The organism is Caenispirillum salinarum (assembly GCF_044803115.1).
GTDB classification, from domain to species: Bacteria; Pseudomonadota; Alphaproteobacteria; order Rhodospirillales; family Rhodospirillaceae; genus Caenispirillum; species Caenispirillum salinarum_A.
This window is the reverse complement of sequence record NZ_CP085224.1, coordinates 2,576,968-2,593,322: the sequence shown is the minus strand read 5'-3', so window position 1 is coordinate 2,593,322 and position 16,355 is coordinate 2,576,968. Positions and strand designations below refer to the sequence as shown.

Below are 16,355 nucleotides of genomic sequence, written 5' to 3'. Positions count from 1 at the left end.
TGCCATTCCACAGGCGGCGGCCGCCGTAATATGTCTGGACACGATAACAGTCGGCAGGCGCAACCGAGGGTGCCATGGGGAAATAGACGCGGAGTCGTCCGCCGGCCCTACTTCTCGTACAGGCGCTCCAGCATGTCCTTGTAGCTGTCGCGGATGACGTGCCGACGGATTTTCAGGGTCGGCGTCAGCATGCCGTTCTCCACCGTGAAGCCCTCCGGCGCCACACAGAAGCGGCGGACTTTCTCGACGTTCGCCATGTTGCGGTTCACCCGGCTGACCGCCTGGGACAGCGCCTCGACCAGCGCCGGATCGTTGAAGATCGCGTCGTCCCCGCCTTCGTCGGCGGCTTCGTCCCCGGCCTCGACGTCCTGCGGCCGGGCGGGGGCCTGAACCGCGCCCGCTGCCTCGCGCGCCGTAATCGGCGGTGCCGTGATGCCTTCCGGCTTGTCGGCGGGCCTGGTTTCCAATTCGGTGCCGGCCTTATCGGCATCGGCGGCCTTGGGAGGCGCGGAAGCGCCCGCGGCGGCAGGTTCGGCCCCCGTTTCCGCCGCCCGATCCCGGTTCCGCTTGTTCTTCCAGGCCGCCAGCCAGTCGGGATCGGGGACCAGCAGGGCGACCAGGTGTGGTCGTCGGTCGCCGTACACCATGGCCTGGGCGATCTCGGGTTCCAGCGTCAGGAAGCCCTCGACGCGCGCCGGCGCGATGTTGTCGCCGCCGGAATTGACGATGATGTCCTTCTTGCGGTCGGTGATGACGATGTTGCCGGGTTCGTCGAAGTGCCCGACGTCGCCGGTGTGCAGCCAACCTTCCGCGTCGATGGCCTTGCGGGTCTGCTCCGGTCCCTTCCAGTAGCCGCGCATGATCATGGGCCCGCGCGCAAGGATTTCGCCGTCCTCGGCGATCTTCACCTCGACGCCCTTGAGCGGCGGCCCGACGCTCTCCAGCCGCACCGATCCCGGCCGCTGGACGGAGATGACCGGCGCCGCCTCCGTCTGGCCGTAGCCTTGCAGGATGGGAACGTCGAGCGCCATGAAGAACAGGCCGATGTCGTAGTTGAGCGGCGCGCCGCCGGAGACCAGGGCCTTCAGCCGCCCGCCGAAGCGCTGCGCCACCTTGCGCCGGACCAGCCGGCCCAGCACCCAGTTGACGATTGAATCGACGGGGCCGAGGCCCTTCTCGTACTTCTTCGCTCCCAGTTCCAGCGTCTTGTAGAACAGTTTCACCTTGGTGCCGCTCTGCTTTTCCATGGCGCGCAGGATGCGGTTGCGCATGAACTCGAACAGGCGGGGCACGGCGGTTGTGATGGTGGGGCGGACTTCCTGGAAGTTCTCCGACAGCTTGTCCAGGCCCTCGGAGTAGTAGATCTGCGCGCCGATGGACATGGGAAAGAACTGCCCGGCGGAATGCTCGTAGGAGTGCGACAGCGGCAGGAAGGACAGGAACACCTCGTCCCCCAGGCCCAGGATTTCCAGCACGTCGAAGGCGCCCATGCAGTTCGCCAGCACGTTCTTGTGGCTGAGCATGACGCCCTTTGGCGCCCCGCCGGTGCCCGAGGTGTAGATGATGCAGGCGGTGTCGTCGGCCTCTGCCGATTTCCAGTGCTTCGGGCGCCCCAGCGGCTGGCCGTCGTGGATGAGCTGCATCCACTTGACAGTCTCCACGCCCGGGTTCTGTGCGAGCGCCTGGTCGTCGACGGTGACGACGAACGGCGTCTCCGAGGCCTGGGCGGCAGCCGCATAGACCCTTTTTGCCAGGGCCCGGGTGGAGACGACGACCGCTGCCGCGCCGCTGTCGTTGAGGATGTGAAGGTGGTCTGCAACGGTGTTGGTGGTGTAGGCGGGCACCGTAATGGCGCCGATGGCCATGGCCGCCATGTCGGCGATCAGCCATTCCGGCCGGTTCTCGGAGACGATCATCACCCGGTCGCCGGGCTTGATGCCGCGGAGGGCCAGTCCCTGAGCCAGCGCGTCGACACGCTCCGCCGTTTCCCGCCAACTCATCGGGTGCCACTCACCCTCGGCCTTGCGCCACAGGAACGGCCGGTCATCCAGGGCCGTCACCTGCTCGTAGAACATTCGGGTGAGCGTCGTCGCGGTGTCGAAGTCGATGGCGCGGCCGCCGGTCGATGTCACGTGATCCTCCCGATTTCACCCGGTATTGAAGGGCTGTTATTCATTTAGGGTCGGTTATGGCAATTTTCTTGCCCCTGTCGCAAGCCTTCCCCATATCGCGCGCACCAGAGATGAACGGAGGAGAGAGAGCGCTCATGTCCGAAGCCGCCGCGTCCAGCCTGCCCCGATGGGACCTGACGGACCTTTATCCGGGCCCGCAGTCTGAAGAATTGAAACGCGACCTGGAACGCGCCGGCCGCGATTCCATCGCTTTCGAGGAAAAGCACGCGGGCCGCGTCGCCAACCTCGATGGTGGCTCCTTCGCAAATGCCATCGGCGACTACGAGCGCATCACCGAGATCCTGCACCGCATCTTTTCCTTCGCGCAGTTGCTGCACGCCTCCGACGTCTCCAATCCCGAAATTGGCCGCTTCTATCAGGACATCCAGGAGAGGGGCACCGAGATCAGCGCACACCTGATCTTCTTCACGCTGGAGATCAACCGCATCGACGACTCCAAGCTGGAGGAGATGCTGAAGGTTCCCGATGCCGCCCGCTACGGGCCCTGGATTCGCGACATCCGCGCCTTCCGCGCCCACCAGCTGTCAGACGAGTTGGAAAAGATGCTGCACGAGAAGGAAGTCGCCGGGCGCGGCTCCTTCGTGCGCCTGTTCGACGAAACCATGGCGTCCCTGCGCTTCCCCGTGAACGGCGAGGAACTGACCATCACCCAGGTCACCGATCGCCTGTCCTCGCGCGAGCCGGAAAAACGCAAGGCCGCCGCCAAGGTGATGGGCACGGTGCTGGGCGACAACATGCGGCTGTTCTCGCTGATCACCAACACGCTGGCCAAGGACAAGGAGATCGAGGACCGCTGGCGCGGCTATGCCCGGCCGGTGTCGTCGCGCAACCTGGCCAATCAGGTGGAGGACGAGGTGGTCGACGCCCTCGTCACCGCCGTCAAGGACAGCTACGGCGACCTCAGCCACCGATACTACCGCCTGAAGGCGCGGTGGATGGGCATGGAGAAGCTGGACTACTGGGACCGCAACGCGCCGCTGCCCGAGGACATCGACCGCACCTATTCCTGGGACGAGGCGCGCGAGACGGTGCTGTCGGCGTATTCGCGCTTCTCACCGGAACTGGCGGACATCGGCCAGAAGTTCTTCGACAATCCGTGGATCGACGTGCCGGCCCGCGCCGGCAAGGCCTCGGGCGCCTTCGCGCACCCCACCGTGCCGAGCGTCCATCCCTACCTGCTGCTCAACTTCATGGGCCGGGGCCGCGATGTGATGACGCTCGCGCACGAGCTGGGTCACGGCTGCCATCAGGTGCTGGCGGGCGAGCAGGGACCGCTTCTGTCCGCGACGCCGCTGACGCTGGCCGAAACCGCCAGCGTCTTCGGCGAGATGATGACCTTCCGTTCCATGGTCGACGCCGAAAGCGACCCGACCCGCCGCCGCGTCATGCTGGCCGGCAAGGTGGAGGACATGCTCAACACCGTGGTGCGTCAGATTGCCTTCCACGAGTTCGAGCGTCACGTCCACGACGAGCGCCGGGGCGGCGAACTGTCGGAGGAGCGGCTGGGCGAAATCTGGATGCAGTGCCAGCGCGAAAGCCTGGGCGACGCCTTCCGCTTCGACGACGAATATCGGAACTACTGGGCCTACATCCCGCACTTCATCCACTCGCCGTTCTACGTCTACGCCTATGCCTTCGGCGACTGCTTGGTGAACGCCCTGTACTCGGTCTTCCTGGAAGGGCATGAGGGCTTCCAGAAGAAGTACCTGGACATGCTGCGCTCGGGCGGCACGAAGACCCACAAGGACCTGCTGGCGCCCTTCGGGCTGGACGCCTCCGACCCCGCCTTCTGGAAGCGGGGGCTGACGGTGATTTCCGGCTTCATCGATGAACTGGAAGAGGTTTCCTGATCCCATGGCCGAAACTCCTCGGGACCGCGACGAACGCCGCTTCGGCGGCCGCATCCGCCGGTATGCTCAGGTGGGCGGGGCCGTCAGCGGCCTTGCCGCCCGCTGGGCCGGCGAGCGCTATCTGGGGCTCAAGCTGGACAAGGGCCAGCACGCCGCCGAGCTGAAGGCGGCGCTGGGCGGGCTGAAGGGTCCGCTCATGAAGGTGGCGCAGATCATGTCCACCATCCCCGAAGCGCTGCCCGAGGAGTACACGCTGGAACTGGCCCAGTTGCAGGCCAACGCGCCGCACATGGGCTGGCCCTTCGTCAAGCGTCGCATGACGTCGGAACTGGGCCCGACATGGCAGCGGCGCTTCCAGAGCTTCGATCACGAGGCATCGGCCGCCGCGTCGCTCGGCCAGGTTCACAAGGCCGTCCATCACGACGGGCGCAAGCTGGCCTGCAAGCTCCAGTATCCCGACATGGAGTCGGTGGTGGAGGCGGACCTGCGGCAGTTGAAGATCATCATCTCCATCTATCGCCGCTACGACCGCGCCATCGACCCCAGCGAGATCCACGCAGAGATCGCCGACCGCCTGCGGGAGGAACTGGACTACACCCGCGAGGCCCGCAACATGCGGCTCTACACGCGCATGCTGGCCGACGAGCCCACCGTGCATGTGCCCGAGCCGGTCGAGGACCTGTCCACCCGCCGGCTGTTGACCATGACGTGGCTGGACGGCGCGCCGCTGCTGAAGGTCGCCGACAACGCCGACCTGGAGCAGCGCAACCGCATCGCCTACCACATGTTCCGGGCCTGGTACGTGCCGTTCTACCGCTACGGCGTCATTCACGGCGATCCACACCTGGGCAACTACACGGTCCGCGCCGACGACACCATCAACCTGCTGGACTTCGGCGCCGTGCGCGTCTTCCGGCCGAGCTTCGTCAAGGGCGTCATCGATCTGTACTGGGCGCTCCAGCGCGACGATCGCGCCCTTGCGGTGTCGGCCTACGAGACCTGGGGCTTCAAGAACCTGTCCAACGACATGATCGACGTCCTGAACCAGTGGGCGGCCTTCATCTATGCGCCGCTGCTGGAAGACCGGGAGCGCGGGATTGCCGACACCAACTCGGGCGTCTACGGCCGCGAGGTGGCCGAGAAGGTCCACGCCGATCTGCGGCGCGTGGGCGGCGTGACTCCGCCGCGCGAGTTCGTGCTCATGGACCGGGCGGCCATCGGGCTGGGATCGGTGTTCCTTCACCTCAAGGCCCAGCGTAACTGGTACCAGCTTTTCCACGACCTCATCGGCGACTTCGACGCCGATGCCGTGGCGGAGCGGCAGCGGAAAGCCCTGGACGCGGTGGGCCTCTCCGTGGCAGAGGACAAGGCCACTGTCGCCGATTAAGCCGCAAGGAGTACCGGACATGATCCGCAGCCGCCCCGTCCTCGCACTGATGCCGGGCCTGATGATCGCCGGGGCGGGGGTGCTTGTGGCGCTGCCGGCTGCCTCGCACACCAAAGGCGCGCCGCCCTTGGTGGAAGAGCGTCAGGCGGCCATGAAGGACATGAAGGACGCCATGAAGGTCCTCGTTCCCATGGTGAAGGGGGAGGCCCCCTTCAACGCCGCCCACGCCGCCGAGGCTGCCGCCGTCATTCACGGCGTCTCGACGCGCATTCCGGATTTCTATCCGCCGGAATCCACCTACTACGAACGGGGCCATGCCCTGCCCGCAGTGTGGGAGGAGCCGCAAGCGTTCCGCGACAGCGCGGCGGGAGCGCTGGAGGCGGCCGCCGCGCTGCGGGAGGCGGTCGACGGGGCAGGCGAGGCGGACGCCATTGCGCCGGCGGTCAAGGAGGTGGCGGAGACCTGCCGGACCTGCCACGACGATTTCAAGAAAGACGACGACTGACGCAGGGGATGAAGACCGTGTCGATGAACGTTACCCGGCTCGCGCTGGCCGGCGCCCTGGGCCTGTCCGCAGCCGTGGCTGGTGCCGCCGCGCCCGCCGTCGCCCAGCAGGAAATTCTTGAGAAGGAGCTGCGAGGCCTGGATGTAGTGGCAGTGCTCCACGCCCGGGAAGACACCATGAAGGGCATGAAGCGCGCCATGAGCGAGCTGGCCAAGATGGTCGAAGAGGAAGCGCCCTTCGACGCTGTCAAGGCGGCTCAACTGGCCGAGCTCATCGAGCGCAACACCCGCGAGATTCCGGTGCTCTTTCCCGAGGGGACGCAAATTCGCGGCTCGAACGCGCTGGACGCGGTGTGGGAAGAGCCCGAGGCGTTTGCAGCGCTGGCGGAAGAGGCGACGGGCAAGGCCGTCGCGCTGAAGGCCGCCACCGATCCGGCCAGCACGGCCGACGACATCTCCGCCGCCTTCAAGGAGGTCGCCCTGTCTTGCCGGGCCTGCCACAAGGACTACAAAAAGCCCTTTTAGGCGGCAGAAATTCAGCGGAAAACAACGGCGCGTCGGACAAGTCGTCCGGACGCGCCGTTGTTCGTACGGTCCGCGCCGCCCTCGGGCGAGGGTACCGGTGTCAGCCTTCCACGGCCGCGAGACTTGTGGTGCCCGGCTCGCCCGAGCCGGCGGCCACCTGGTCCAGGACATCGGGGTCCAGGCGGCCCATGGCGGCCAGCAGGCGATAGGTGGCGATCTGTGCCTCGAACAGGGCGGAGGTGTAGTTGATGCGTGCCGTGAACACCTCGTTCTCGGCGTCCAGCACGTTCAGCGCCGTGTCGCGGCCCGACTGGCGAAGGCGCTGACGGGCGTCGTAAACCTCTTGCGCGATGGTCACGGCGTTCCCCAGCAGCGCAACGCGCTCCCGCGCCGTCTGCAGGGCCTCCCACGCCACGCGCACCTGCTCGCCTACCCGGCGCAGGGTCTGCGCCTGGGTGTCACGCGCGGCGGCATGTTCGAAGGCCGTGCGGGCGACGGCGGCCTTGGTCGCAAAACCGTTGAAGATGTTCCAGTTGGCGGTCACCAGCGCCGAGAACTCGCGGTTCATGCCGGGCGCGTCCCGCAGGTGCGGATCCACGTCGTTCTCGTAGGTGCCGGAAAGCTCCAGGTTGAAGCGCGGGTAATAACCCGACTCCGCCAGATCGCGGCGCTCGTCGGCGATGGCGATCTGCTTGGCGCCCGAAGTCACCGCCGGGTTCTCGGTGCGGGCGATCTCGATGGCGGCATCCAGCGTTTCGGGCAGCAGGTCGACGGGCGGGCGCGGCCGCGTCATGGTGTCGATCACGGCGGGGGTTCCGAACACCTGAAGGTAGCGCGCCTGTGCGTCGCGCAGGGCACCCTCAACGGCGACGCGGCGTTCCTTGGCGATCTGCAGCCGCGATTTGGCCTGTAGGACGTCCACGGCGATGCCCGAGCCGCGCTGCACGCGCTCGTTCTCCAGGTTCAGTTGCTCCATGATGTTGCGCTCGTTTTCGCGCGACAGTTCGAGCAGGCGGGTCTGGCGCAGCACCGTCATGTAAGCGGTGGCTGCCTCGAGAACGACTTCCTGCACGGTGGCGTTGACCGCCGCGGCGGCGGCATCGCGCTGAAGCTTGGCGGACTGGTATTCCGCTTCCCGCGCGCCGCCGTCCCAGATTTTCTGCGTCAGCGTCAGGGTCGCGGTTTCGCGTCCTGCCGCATATAGGTCTTGACCCTGCGCCCGGCGTGTCGGGCTGTCTGCGTAGAGGTGCCCCATGTCGGCGCGCAGATCCAGGCGCGGCAGATAGTCGCCGAACGCCTCGTCGATACCCTTCTCCGCCGCCCTGAGGTTGTTGCGCGCCGCCTCGATGCGGGGGTTGCCGGCCAGCAGCGACGTGACCTCTTCCGCGAGAGGTGCAGCCTGCGCTTGAGCGGAGCCCATTGCGGCCAGGACGCAGAAGTATACGGCCGAAGACGTACGAAGCACTTTCCCCATCCCCCAAAAGATACTTGGCATTGGGTCTCTATAGCGCAGCAGCATCCTGACGTAAAGCGGTCAGGCAAGACTTTTCTACCCAGGCGCGAGACCATCCGGTCCCTTCCAGCGCGGCTGGGGTGATCAGCAAGGCGCGCAATGCCGCCCCCGACTTTCATCGCGGTTGAGTCCGAAGGGGGAAGGTGCTACTGCCTTCGGATGGTACACTTCGTTCGACCCCCGGAGGGTGTCGCGGCGGCGTGACTCCGGCAACCGATACGGGAGAGTGGGGAAACATGGCCTTTTCGCTGTCGGCGGCGGTGGTGGGCGCGGTGTTGGGCTCGGTGGTGCTCGCCGTGGCCCTGGCCTATCTCGCGCGTCTGCCGAACGCGGCGGGCGGGCTGAAACTCTGGGCCCTGTCGTTCTTCGTGCACGCGCTGCAGCTTCTTGTCGTTGCGCCGGACCCGCTGACCTACGATCCCGGAATCCTGTTCGTCTCCGAAAGCCTGAACGGACTGACGGCCGTTCTGCTGCTGGCCGGCACGTGGCGGTTCCTCGGCAACCGGGCTCGTCCGGCGGTGTTCGCTGTGCTTTTGGCGACGGCGGTCGGCTGGGCGCTGACGGCGGCCATGCTGGACCTGTCGTTCCTGTGGACCACCTTGCCGCAGTACGTCTTCATGGCGGGGGTCATGCTGATCACCGCCTGGGCCTTCTGGGCACGGCGGGCGGAACAGCGGGACAACTTCACCTACATCGCCGCCCTTTTCGTCGCCTGGGCTGCGCACACGCTGGGCTATCCCTTCCTCGGGCGTGATCCCGAGCTGGCGCCCATCGGCTTCCTGATCGCCCAGGGCCTGACCATGGCCATCGCCGTCGGGTTCATCGTGCTGGTGCAGCGCCGCCAGGCCAAGGAGCTTGCCGCCGCGCGTGAGGCGGCGGTCGAGGCGGAGCGCGTGGCGGCCGCGCGCGAGGATCACATCCGCGCGGTTCTCAACACGGTTGCCGACGGCATCGTCACCGTGGGCGCCGACGGTCGCGTGTCGGATTTCAACGCCGAGGCAGAGCGCATCTTCGGCATGCATGCGGTGACGGTCGTCGGCGGCCCCGCCGCCCGCGTCCTGCCGGCGGAAGAGCGTGGCGCGAATCCCGAAGGGGGCCTCATCGTCGAGACCTCGAGCGGACTGGGCGACGACGGCCGCGCCGTGCGCGTGACCCGCACGCAGGCGCGGCGGGGCGATGGCGGACTCATGACCATCGACCTGCGCGTGGCCTGCATGCGCGATGCCCAAGGCCTGCACCACGTGGCCGTCGTGCGCGACATCTCGGAAGCCCTGGTGACCGAACATCTGGACGACCTGCTCCAGAGGCTCGACCAGCAGGCCTTCCGCGGTGCCTCGCTCGACCAGGTCGCCGGCATGGCCGCCGAGCGCATGGCCGAGGTCAGCAATCTTCCGCTGGTGTGGATCGGCACCAAGGAACTGGACGGCACGGTCAGCCTGCGGGGCACGGCCGGCGAAAGGGCGCCGGAGGTCTCCTTTGAAGGCGAGATCCGCTGGGATGCGGCCATGCCCGAGTTCTGCCCCGCGGCGGAGGCCGTGCGCCTGGGCAAGACGCAGCAGGTGACCGTTTCGGAACTCGTGGGGCCGCCCGGTCCCTGCGTGCGCGCCATCAAGGCCCTGGGACTCGACGGCGTGACGGCGGTGCCCCTGCACGCGCAGAACGAGGTGGTCGGCGTCATCGTGCTCGCCGGCGACACCGCCCACCTGAGCCGGCCCGACATCGCCCGAATCGCGCGGGCCGGCGGCCGTCTGGGATCGGCCTTCCAGATCGTGCGTGACCAGGAGCGCCTGCGCCTGCAGGGCACGGCCATGGCGGCGGCGGCCAATGCGATCTTCATCACCGATCTCAACGGCAGCATCGAGTGGGTCAACGACGCATTTACCCGCCTGTCGGGCTACGACCGCAAGGACGTGCTGGGCAAGACGCCCGCCGTGCTGAAGTCGGGCGTTCAAAGCCCCGAAACCTACGCCAGCCTGTGGCGCACGGTGAAAGGCGGCCGGGTGTGGCGCGGCGAGATGGTGGAGCGCCGCAAGGACGCGACGCTTTACACCGTCGACCAGACGGTGGCGCCGATCACCGACGAACACGGCAAGATCACACACTTCGTCGCCATCCACGAGGACGTGACCGAGCGCAAGCGGGCAGAGGAGCGCATCCGCTATCTCGCCAACTACGACACGCTGACGCGCCTGCCCAACCGCGTGCTGTTCCGCGACCGGCTGCACCAGGCGGTCAGCCACGCGCGGCGCATGCAGAAGGCGCTGGCGGTGATGTTCGTGGACCTGGACCGCTTCAGCCGCATCAACGACACCCTGGGCCACGCGGCGGGCGACCAGCTGCTGTCCACCATGGCCGAGCGAATCCAGCTGGTGGCCGAGGATGCCGACACGGTGGCCCGCATCGGCGGTGACGAGTTCGCCGTCATCCAGAGCGACCTGTCCAACGCCGAGGCCGCCGCCGTGCTGGCGAAGAAGGTGGTGGACGCCGTGGGCACCACGGTCGACATGGACGGCCACGAAATCCACCTGGGCGCCAACGTCGGCATCGCCATCTTCCCGCAGGACGGCGAGGACCCGGACCACCTCATCAAGAACGCCGACATGGCCATGTACCGGGCCATCCGCTCGGAAACGGCGTCGTACTATTTCTTCAGCTCGGAAATGAACGCCGAGGCCCAGGTGCGACTGGGCATCGAAGGCGACCTGCGTCGGGCCGTGGAGCGGGACGAACTGACGCTGTTCTACCAGCCGCAGATCAGCGTCGCCACGGGCCGCGTCATCGGCGTCGAGGCGCTTCTGCGCTGGCAGCACCCGGAACAGGGCATGGTCTCGCCGGCGCGCTTCATTCCCGTCGCCGAGGACAGCGGCCTGATCCTGCCCATCGGCGAGTGGGTGATGTCCGAGGCCATGCGCCAGAGCCGCGCCTGGCTGGACGACGGCCTGCCGCCCATCACCATGGCCATCAACATCTCGGCGGTGCAGTTCCGCCAGGACGGCATCATCGACCGCATCAAGGCGCTGATCGCCGAGCATCAGGTCGACCCGACCAGCATCGAGATGGAGCTGACGGAAAGCATGCTCATGCAGGACGCCCGCCAGGCCATCGAGCTTCTGACGGACCTGTCGGACCTGGGCATCCAGCTTGCCATCGACGATTTCGGCACCGGGTATTCGTCGCTCAGCTACCTGAAGCAGTTCCCGGTGGACAAGCTGAAGGTGGACCAGAGCTTCGTGCGCCACATCACCACCGACGCCAATGACGCCGTCATCGCGCGCGCCACCATCAACCTTGGGCACTCGCTTGGGCTGCGCGTGGTGGCCGAGGGCGTGGAGGACCTGGAGACCTACGCCTACCTTCGCGCCGAGAACTGCGATGTGGCCCAGGGCTACTACTTCGGCCGCCCCATGCCCGCCGATCAGATCGCCGACCTGCTGCGGCGCGAAGCGGCCGGTGAAACCCTGGTGCCCGAGGCAACGGCCGGAACGGCGGCCGGGGCGTGATCCGGCCGCGAAGGCTTTGACACCATTGGCGTTCCCGCGCGTTGGTGTCGTGGAAGACACTGCCGAGCCACCCTCGCAAACACGCAACGGGACCCGACATGCTGCACCGCCCGCCGCGCGGCCGAGCCGTCTCGGCCAGACAGGCGAACTCCCTCAACGACCTGCCGGCCGAGGAGCGTGCGCGCCGGCGCAATCATCCCGCAGCCGCCGCGTCGCCCTCTCCGCCGGATGCCCGGACTGCCCCCGTGCGCCGCTCCGCCGCCGCGGCGCACAACGCCCGGCCGGCAGAGGAGCGCAAACGGGCGCCACGCGCCACGGCTCCCGCCGCGGAAACGGCCGCCGAACCGGCACCGCTACCGGAGGTGACGGGGCAGGGCGGCGAGGTGCTTGAGGTGCGCCGGGTGCGGCCGGACCTGTTGCGCCTCTTCCTCGCCAAGCCCGCCGGGCTCAGCTACACGCCCGGTCAATCGCTGCGCCTTGAACTGGAGGGTACGCGGCGGCGCTATACCCTGGCCTCGGCCCCGCACGAGCCACACCTGGAGTTCTACGTCGAGATCGTCCCCCAGGGCCGCATGACCTCTAGGATCGCGCGCCTCAAGGCAGGGGACCGGGTGGAAATCGCCGGCGCGCCCAAGGGCGGCATTTCCCTGGACGACCGCGCGGCTCGGCACCTCATGCTCGCCACCGTGACCGGCGTGAACCCCTTCGTCAGCATCCTGCGCGACGCGCTGCACCGCGGGCGGCGGGATTTGAACTGCGTTCTGGTCCACGGCGCGAGTCACGGAGACGAGTTCGGCTATGACGCGGAGTTGGCGGACCTGGCGCGTCGCCGCCCCGATCTGCTGACCTACATCCCCACCGTCAGCCGTCCCGATGATCCGCGCAACGCGGGCTGGCAGGGCGCGAAGGGCAGGGCGGAAAGCTTGATTCCCGCCGTGCGCCGGCGCTTCGACCTTCCTGCGGCCGACACGGCGGCCTATGCCTGCGGTCATCCCGGCATGGTCGACAATGCGCGCACCACGCTGACCGAGTTGGGTTATAACGTGCGGACCGAAAAGTACGACTGACGCACGGGCAGGGGAAACATGAGGCTGCGCAAGGGGAGCGTTCTGGCCGGACTGCTGGCGCTGACGGCCTCTGCGGCGCTGGCCCAGCCGCTCGACTGCCTGCGCGTTCCGCTGACCGACATCGAATCCGGCGCGGCCATTGTGGGGCCGGAGGACCTTGCGTTTCATTCCCCTTCCGGCACCCTCTACATTTCCGCCCATGATCGCGCCGGCAAGGCCGGCGGCGGCCTCTATGCCCTTCCGGCCGCGCGTCTGGAGGCGGGCACGGCGGCGCGGGTGGATGCCGGCGCGGCCACCTTTCCCCACGGCATCGCCCTGGACGACGCCGGGGCCGCACTGGCCGTCATCGACCACCGCGACCGGCGCAAGAGGTCGCGGCTGCTAGTCTTCCCCGTCGGTGAAAACGGCAGGCTCGCAGCGCCCGAAATCCGTGAAGACGAGCGCCTGTCGCGGGCCAACGACGTCGCACCGGACGGGCAGGGCGGGTGGCTGGTCACCATTGACCGGGGCTCGGAAAGCGGCCTCGGCCGGCTGCTGGAGGTGGCGGTTCCCCTCGCCCGCGCGAAGATCATCCGTCCAGGCCAGGCCGCGCCCTTCGCGGACGGCCTGGCCTTCGCCAACGGCATCGTCCGACTGGACGACGGGCGGGTGGTGGTGGCGGAAACGCGGGCCGACCGACTGACAGTCCTGACGCCTGAAGGAACAACCGCGGCGCATGTGCCGCTGAACGGGCCGCCGGACAACCTCGCGGTGCTGCCCGACGGCCGCGTTGCCGTGGCGGTGTTGACAGGCGGCCTGCGGCTCATGCTCTCGCGCCAGGACTGGCTGGGATTCGACCCGCCGGGCTCGCGAGTCGTGGCAATGAAACCGCACGGGACGGGGCCGGAGCGTGTCCTGTTCGACGATCCCGACGGCACCATACTGGCCGCTGCCACCAGCGCGGTCGCGGCGGGCGACCGGCTGGTGATCGGATCGGTGGCCGACAGCGCGCTGGCCGTTTGTCCGCTGCCGGCGGCGGTCAGCCGGTAAACGGCTCCTGCTGGGTCGGCGTGTTCTGCAGGTCCAGCGTCACTTCGACGATGTCGATGTCTATGGTGGCGGTGCGCTTGAAGCCCAGGTGCTCCACGAACTTGAGCATGCGCTGGTTCTCCTTGAGCACCTGACCGACCATGTATTTGGTGCCGCGCGCGCGGCAGTACTCGATCATCTTTTCCATCATGCGAATGCCAAGGCCGCCGCCCTTGAGGTTGGAGCGGATGACGATGGAGAACTCGGCCGTGTCGTTGTCCGGGTCTGTGACGGTGCGCACCACGCCCAGCGTTTCGTCATGCCCTTCCTCGTCCTTGCCGACGGCGATGAAGGCCATCTCCCGGTCGTAGTCGATCTGCGTCAGGCGCGCCATCTGGCTGTGCGGCAGTTCCTGCACCAAGCCGAAGAACCGGAAGCGGATGTCCTCGGGCGTCAAGCGGCTGACGAAGACGTGGTGGTTGGGCTCGTCCTCGGGGCGGATCGGCCGCAGCATCACCTTGCGCCCGTTGCGCATGGTGAAAATCTCTTCCAGGTCGCGCGGGTAGGGGCGGATCGCAAGCCGGTCCGCCGCCACCGTCGGGGCCTCCTGCACCCGCATGCGGGCGTCGACGGCCAGCACGCCGTCGGCATCGGCGAACAGCGGGTTGATGTCCAGCTCGACGATCTCGGGGATGTCGGTGATGAGCTGACTGACCTGGATCAGCGCGCGGCTGATGCTTTCAGTGTCCGCCGGCGGCCGGCCGCGATACCCCTCCAGAAGCTTGGAAACGCGGGTGCGGCCGATGACCTCCTTCGCCAGCGTCATGTTCATGGGCGGCAGGGCCACGGCGCGGTCGCCGATCACCTCCACCGCCAGGCCACCCTGGCCGAACAGGATGACGGGACCGAAGATGGGATCGGTGGACACGCCGACGATCAATTCGTGTGCGCCGGTGCGCCGGGCCATGGTCTGTACGGAAAATCCGTCAAGGCGCGCTTCGGGGAAGATGCGGCGCAGGCGGCTTTCCATCTTTTCCGCGGCCTGTCGGGCTTCCTCGGGCGTGTTCAGGTCCAGTACAACGCCGCCGACGTCGGACTTGTGGCCGATGTCGGGCGACATGATCTTGAGCGCCACCGCGTGCCCCATCCGCGCGGTCAGCCGCTCCACCTCGTCAGGCGTCTTGGCGATGTGGGTTTCCACCGTGGGCACGCCATAGGCCAGCAGGACCGCCTTGGCCTCGGGTTCCGACAGCATGGAGTCGCCGCGCGCCAGTACGTCGCGGATGATGGAGCGCGCCGTTTCCGTCGCCGGCTGGAAGTCGGTCGCCAGCGACGCCGGCGTTTCCATCAGCAGTTCCTGGTTGCGCTGGTACTGCACCGTGTGCATGAAGGCGCGCACGGCCTGATCCGGCGTGTCCAGGGTGGGAATGTTCGACTCGGCGAACAGGCGGCGGGCATCGCGGACTCCCTCGTCGCCGACCCAGCAGGTGCCGATGTGGGCGGTGCGCTTTTCCTTGGCAAAGTTTATGACCGACTGGGCCACGGCCGTCGCGTCCACCATGGCGACCGGGACGTGCATGACCAGTATGGCATCCACTTCCTTGGCCGCGTGCAGGATCTTCAGCGTCTCCAGATAACGGTCCGGCGGCGCATCGCCGATGAGGTCGATGGGATTGCCGCCCGACCAGATGCCGGGCAACACCTTGTTCAGTTTCTCGATGGTGTCGTCCGACAGGTCCGCCAGCCGGCCGTCCAGCCCCAGCAGGTCGTCGGCGGCCATGATCCCGATGCCGCCGCCGTTGGTGACGATCGCCAGCCGGTCGCCCTTCAGGCGGCGCGAGCGGCCGAGGGTCTCGACGGCGGCGAACAGTTCCTCGAAATCGTACACCCGCAGCATGCCGGCGCGGCGGAAGGCGGCGTCGTAGACCTGGTCCGAACCCGCCAGGGCACCCGTGTGGCTGTAGACGGCACGGCTCGCCTGTTCGTGCCGGCCCGCCTTGATGGCGAGCACCGGCTTGTTGCGGGCGGCGGCGCGGGCGGCCGACATGAAGTTGCGGCGGTCCTTGACCGACTGGATGTAGAGCAGGATTGCGTTGGTCTGTGGATCGCTGCCCAGGTAGTCCAGCAGGTCGCCGAAGTCGGTGTTCACCGCCTCGCCAATGGACATGAAGTGCGAGAATCCGACGCCGTGCGTATGCGCCCAGTCCAGCACGGAGGCGCACAGGGCGCCCGACTGCGACACGAAGGCCAGCCGCCCCTGACGCGCCGGCAGGTGCAACGAACTGGCGTTCAGCCCCATGTGGGGAACCATCAGGCCCATGCTGTTGGGGCCGAGGATGCGCATTCCGTATTTGCGGGCGATGTCCTGGACCTGGTCCATGGCGGAGCGGCCGTCGGCGCCCTCGGCCCTGCCCATGCCGGCCGAGCCGATCACGGCCGCCCGGGTGCCGCGCGCGCCCAGTTCGTCCACCACCTGCGGCACATCCTCGGGCGGCGTGCAGATGACGGCCAGTTCCGGCGCCAGCGGCAGGCTGGCGATGTCGGGATAGGCGAGCACCCCTTGCACCGCCTTGGCGGAACGGGTGACCGGCATGATGGGACCGCCGAAGTCGCCGCGCAGAAGGTTGCGCATGACGATGCCGCCGATGGCCATCTCGGAATTGGATGCGCCGACGACGGCGACCGACCCCGGCTTGAACAGGCATTTCAGGTTGCGGACGCTCATGACCCCCCTCGTCATCGGTGCCCAGAAGGATGGGGTCAGCCTAACGCCCTGAGTTTGCGGTGCAACAAGAAAGGGGGCGGCACG

General features: G+C 67.7%; 10 protein-coding genes. 7 read left to right on the top strand and 3 right to left on the bottom strand.

The window, feature by feature from the left end; translation table 11 throughout:
• Positions 1–107: 107 nt before the first annotated feature.
• Complete coding sequence (locus LG334_RS11905) at positions 108–2,132, bottom strand: AMP-dependent synthetase/ligase (protein ID WP_404378384.1); 2,025 nt, start codon at positions 2,130–2,132, stop codon at positions 108–110.
• A 134-nt stretch (positions 2,133–2,266) separates the two neighbouring features.
• Between LG334_RS11905 and LG334_RS11900 the strand changes: the two genes are divergently transcribed.
• The 4 genes from LG334_RS11900 to LG334_RS11885 are packed head-to-tail and all read left to right on the top strand — an operon-like array spanning position 2,267 to position 6,458.
• A complete protein-coding gene (locus LG334_RS11900; RefSeq protein ID WP_404378383.1) occupies positions 2,267–4,042 on the top strand; it encodes a M3 family oligoendopeptidase in 1,776 nt (591 codons plus the stop codon).
• A 4-nt stretch (positions 4,043–4,046) separates the two neighbouring features.
• The gene (locus LG334_RS11895) at positions 4,047–5,429 is read left to right on the top strand and encodes an ABC1 kinase family protein (protein WP_404378382.1); all 1,383 of its coding nucleotides are present in this window, start codon (positions 4,047–4,049) and stop codon (positions 5,427–5,429) included.
• Positions 5,430–5,448: 19 nt separating this feature from the next.
• Positions 5,449–5,934 (top strand): c-type cytochrome, encoded by a 486-nt coding sequence (locus tag LG334_RS11890; RefSeq protein WP_404378380.1) that lies wholly within the window; start codon positions 5,449–5,451, stop codon positions 5,932–5,934.
• Positions 5,935–5,957: 23 nt separating this feature from the next.
• On the top strand, positions 5,958–6,458 hold the full coding sequence (locus LG334_RS11885) for a c-type cytochrome (protein ID WP_404386364.1): 501 nt from the start codon (positions 5,958–5,960) through the stop codon (positions 6,456–6,458).
• A gap of 100 nt (positions 6,459–6,558) precedes the next feature.
• On the opposite strand, the gene LG334_RS11880 is transcribed toward LG334_RS11885, so the two are convergent.
• Positions 6,559–7,923 (bottom strand): TolC family outer membrane protein, encoded by a 1,365-nt coding sequence (locus tag LG334_RS11880; protein ID WP_404378379.1) that lies wholly within the window; start codon positions 7,921–7,923, stop codon positions 6,559–6,561.
• Between the two features lie 284 nt (positions 7,924–8,207).
• Between LG334_RS11880 and LG334_RS11875 the strand changes: the two genes are divergently transcribed.
• The 3 genes from LG334_RS11875 (at position 8,208) to LG334_RS11865 (ending at position 13,567) form a co-directional block, all read left to right on the top strand.
• Entirely contained in the window at positions 8,208–11,471 is a 3,264-nt protein-coding gene (locus LG334_RS11875; protein ID WP_404378377.1) for an EAL domain-containing protein, read from the top strand.
• A 245-nt stretch (positions 11,472–11,716) separates the two neighbouring features.
• A complete protein-coding gene (locus tag LG334_RS11870; RefSeq protein WP_404378376.1) occupies positions 11,717–12,538 on the top strand; it encodes an FAD-binding oxidoreductase in 822 nt (273 codons plus the stop codon).
• 18 nt (positions 12,539–12,556) lie between these two features.
• A complete protein-coding gene (locus LG334_RS11865) occupies positions 12,557–13,567 on the top strand; it encodes a hypothetical protein (protein WP_404378375.1) in 1,011 nt (336 codons plus the stop codon).
• Here LG334_RS11865 and LG334_RS11860 read toward each other — a convergent pair.
• Positions 13,557–16,271, bottom strand: coding sequence for a GNAT family N-acetyltransferase (locus LG334_RS11860; RefSeq protein WP_404378374.1), 2,715 nt, complete (start codon positions 16,269–16,271; stop codon positions 13,557–13,559). The two genes, LG334_RS11865 and LG334_RS11860, sit on opposite strands and share 11 nt — an antisense overlap.
• Positions 16,272–16,355 lie beyond the last annotated feature (84 nt).

Coding starts and splice junctions, on each gene's coding strand:
- LG334_RS11865 (WP_404378375.1), top strand. CDS start 12,557: ATGAGGCTGCGCAAGGGGAGCGTTCTGGCCGGACTGCTGGCGCTGACG.
- LG334_RS11860 (WP_404378374.1), bottom strand. CDS start 16,271: ATGAGCGTCCGCAACCTGAAATGCCTGTTCAAGCCGGGGTCGGTCGCC.
- LG334_RS11875 (WP_404378377.1), top strand. CDS start 8,208: ATGGCCTTTTCGCTGTCGGCGGCGGTGGTGGGCGCGGTGTTGGGCTCG.
- LG334_RS11895 (WP_404378382.1), top strand. CDS start 4,047: ATGGCCGAAACTCCTCGGGACCGCGACGAACGCCGCTTCGGCGGCCGC.
- LG334_RS11885 (WP_404386364.1), top strand. CDS start 5,958: ATGAACGTTACCCGGCTCGCGCTGGCCGGCGCCCTGGGCCTGTCCGCA.
- LG334_RS11900 (WP_404378383.1), top strand. CDS start 2,267: ATGTCCGAAGCCGCCGCGTCCAGCCTGCCCCGATGGGACCTGACGGAC.
- LG334_RS11890 (WP_404378380.1), top strand. CDS start 5,449: ATGATCCGCAGCCGCCCCGTCCTCGCACTGATGCCGGGCCTGATGATC.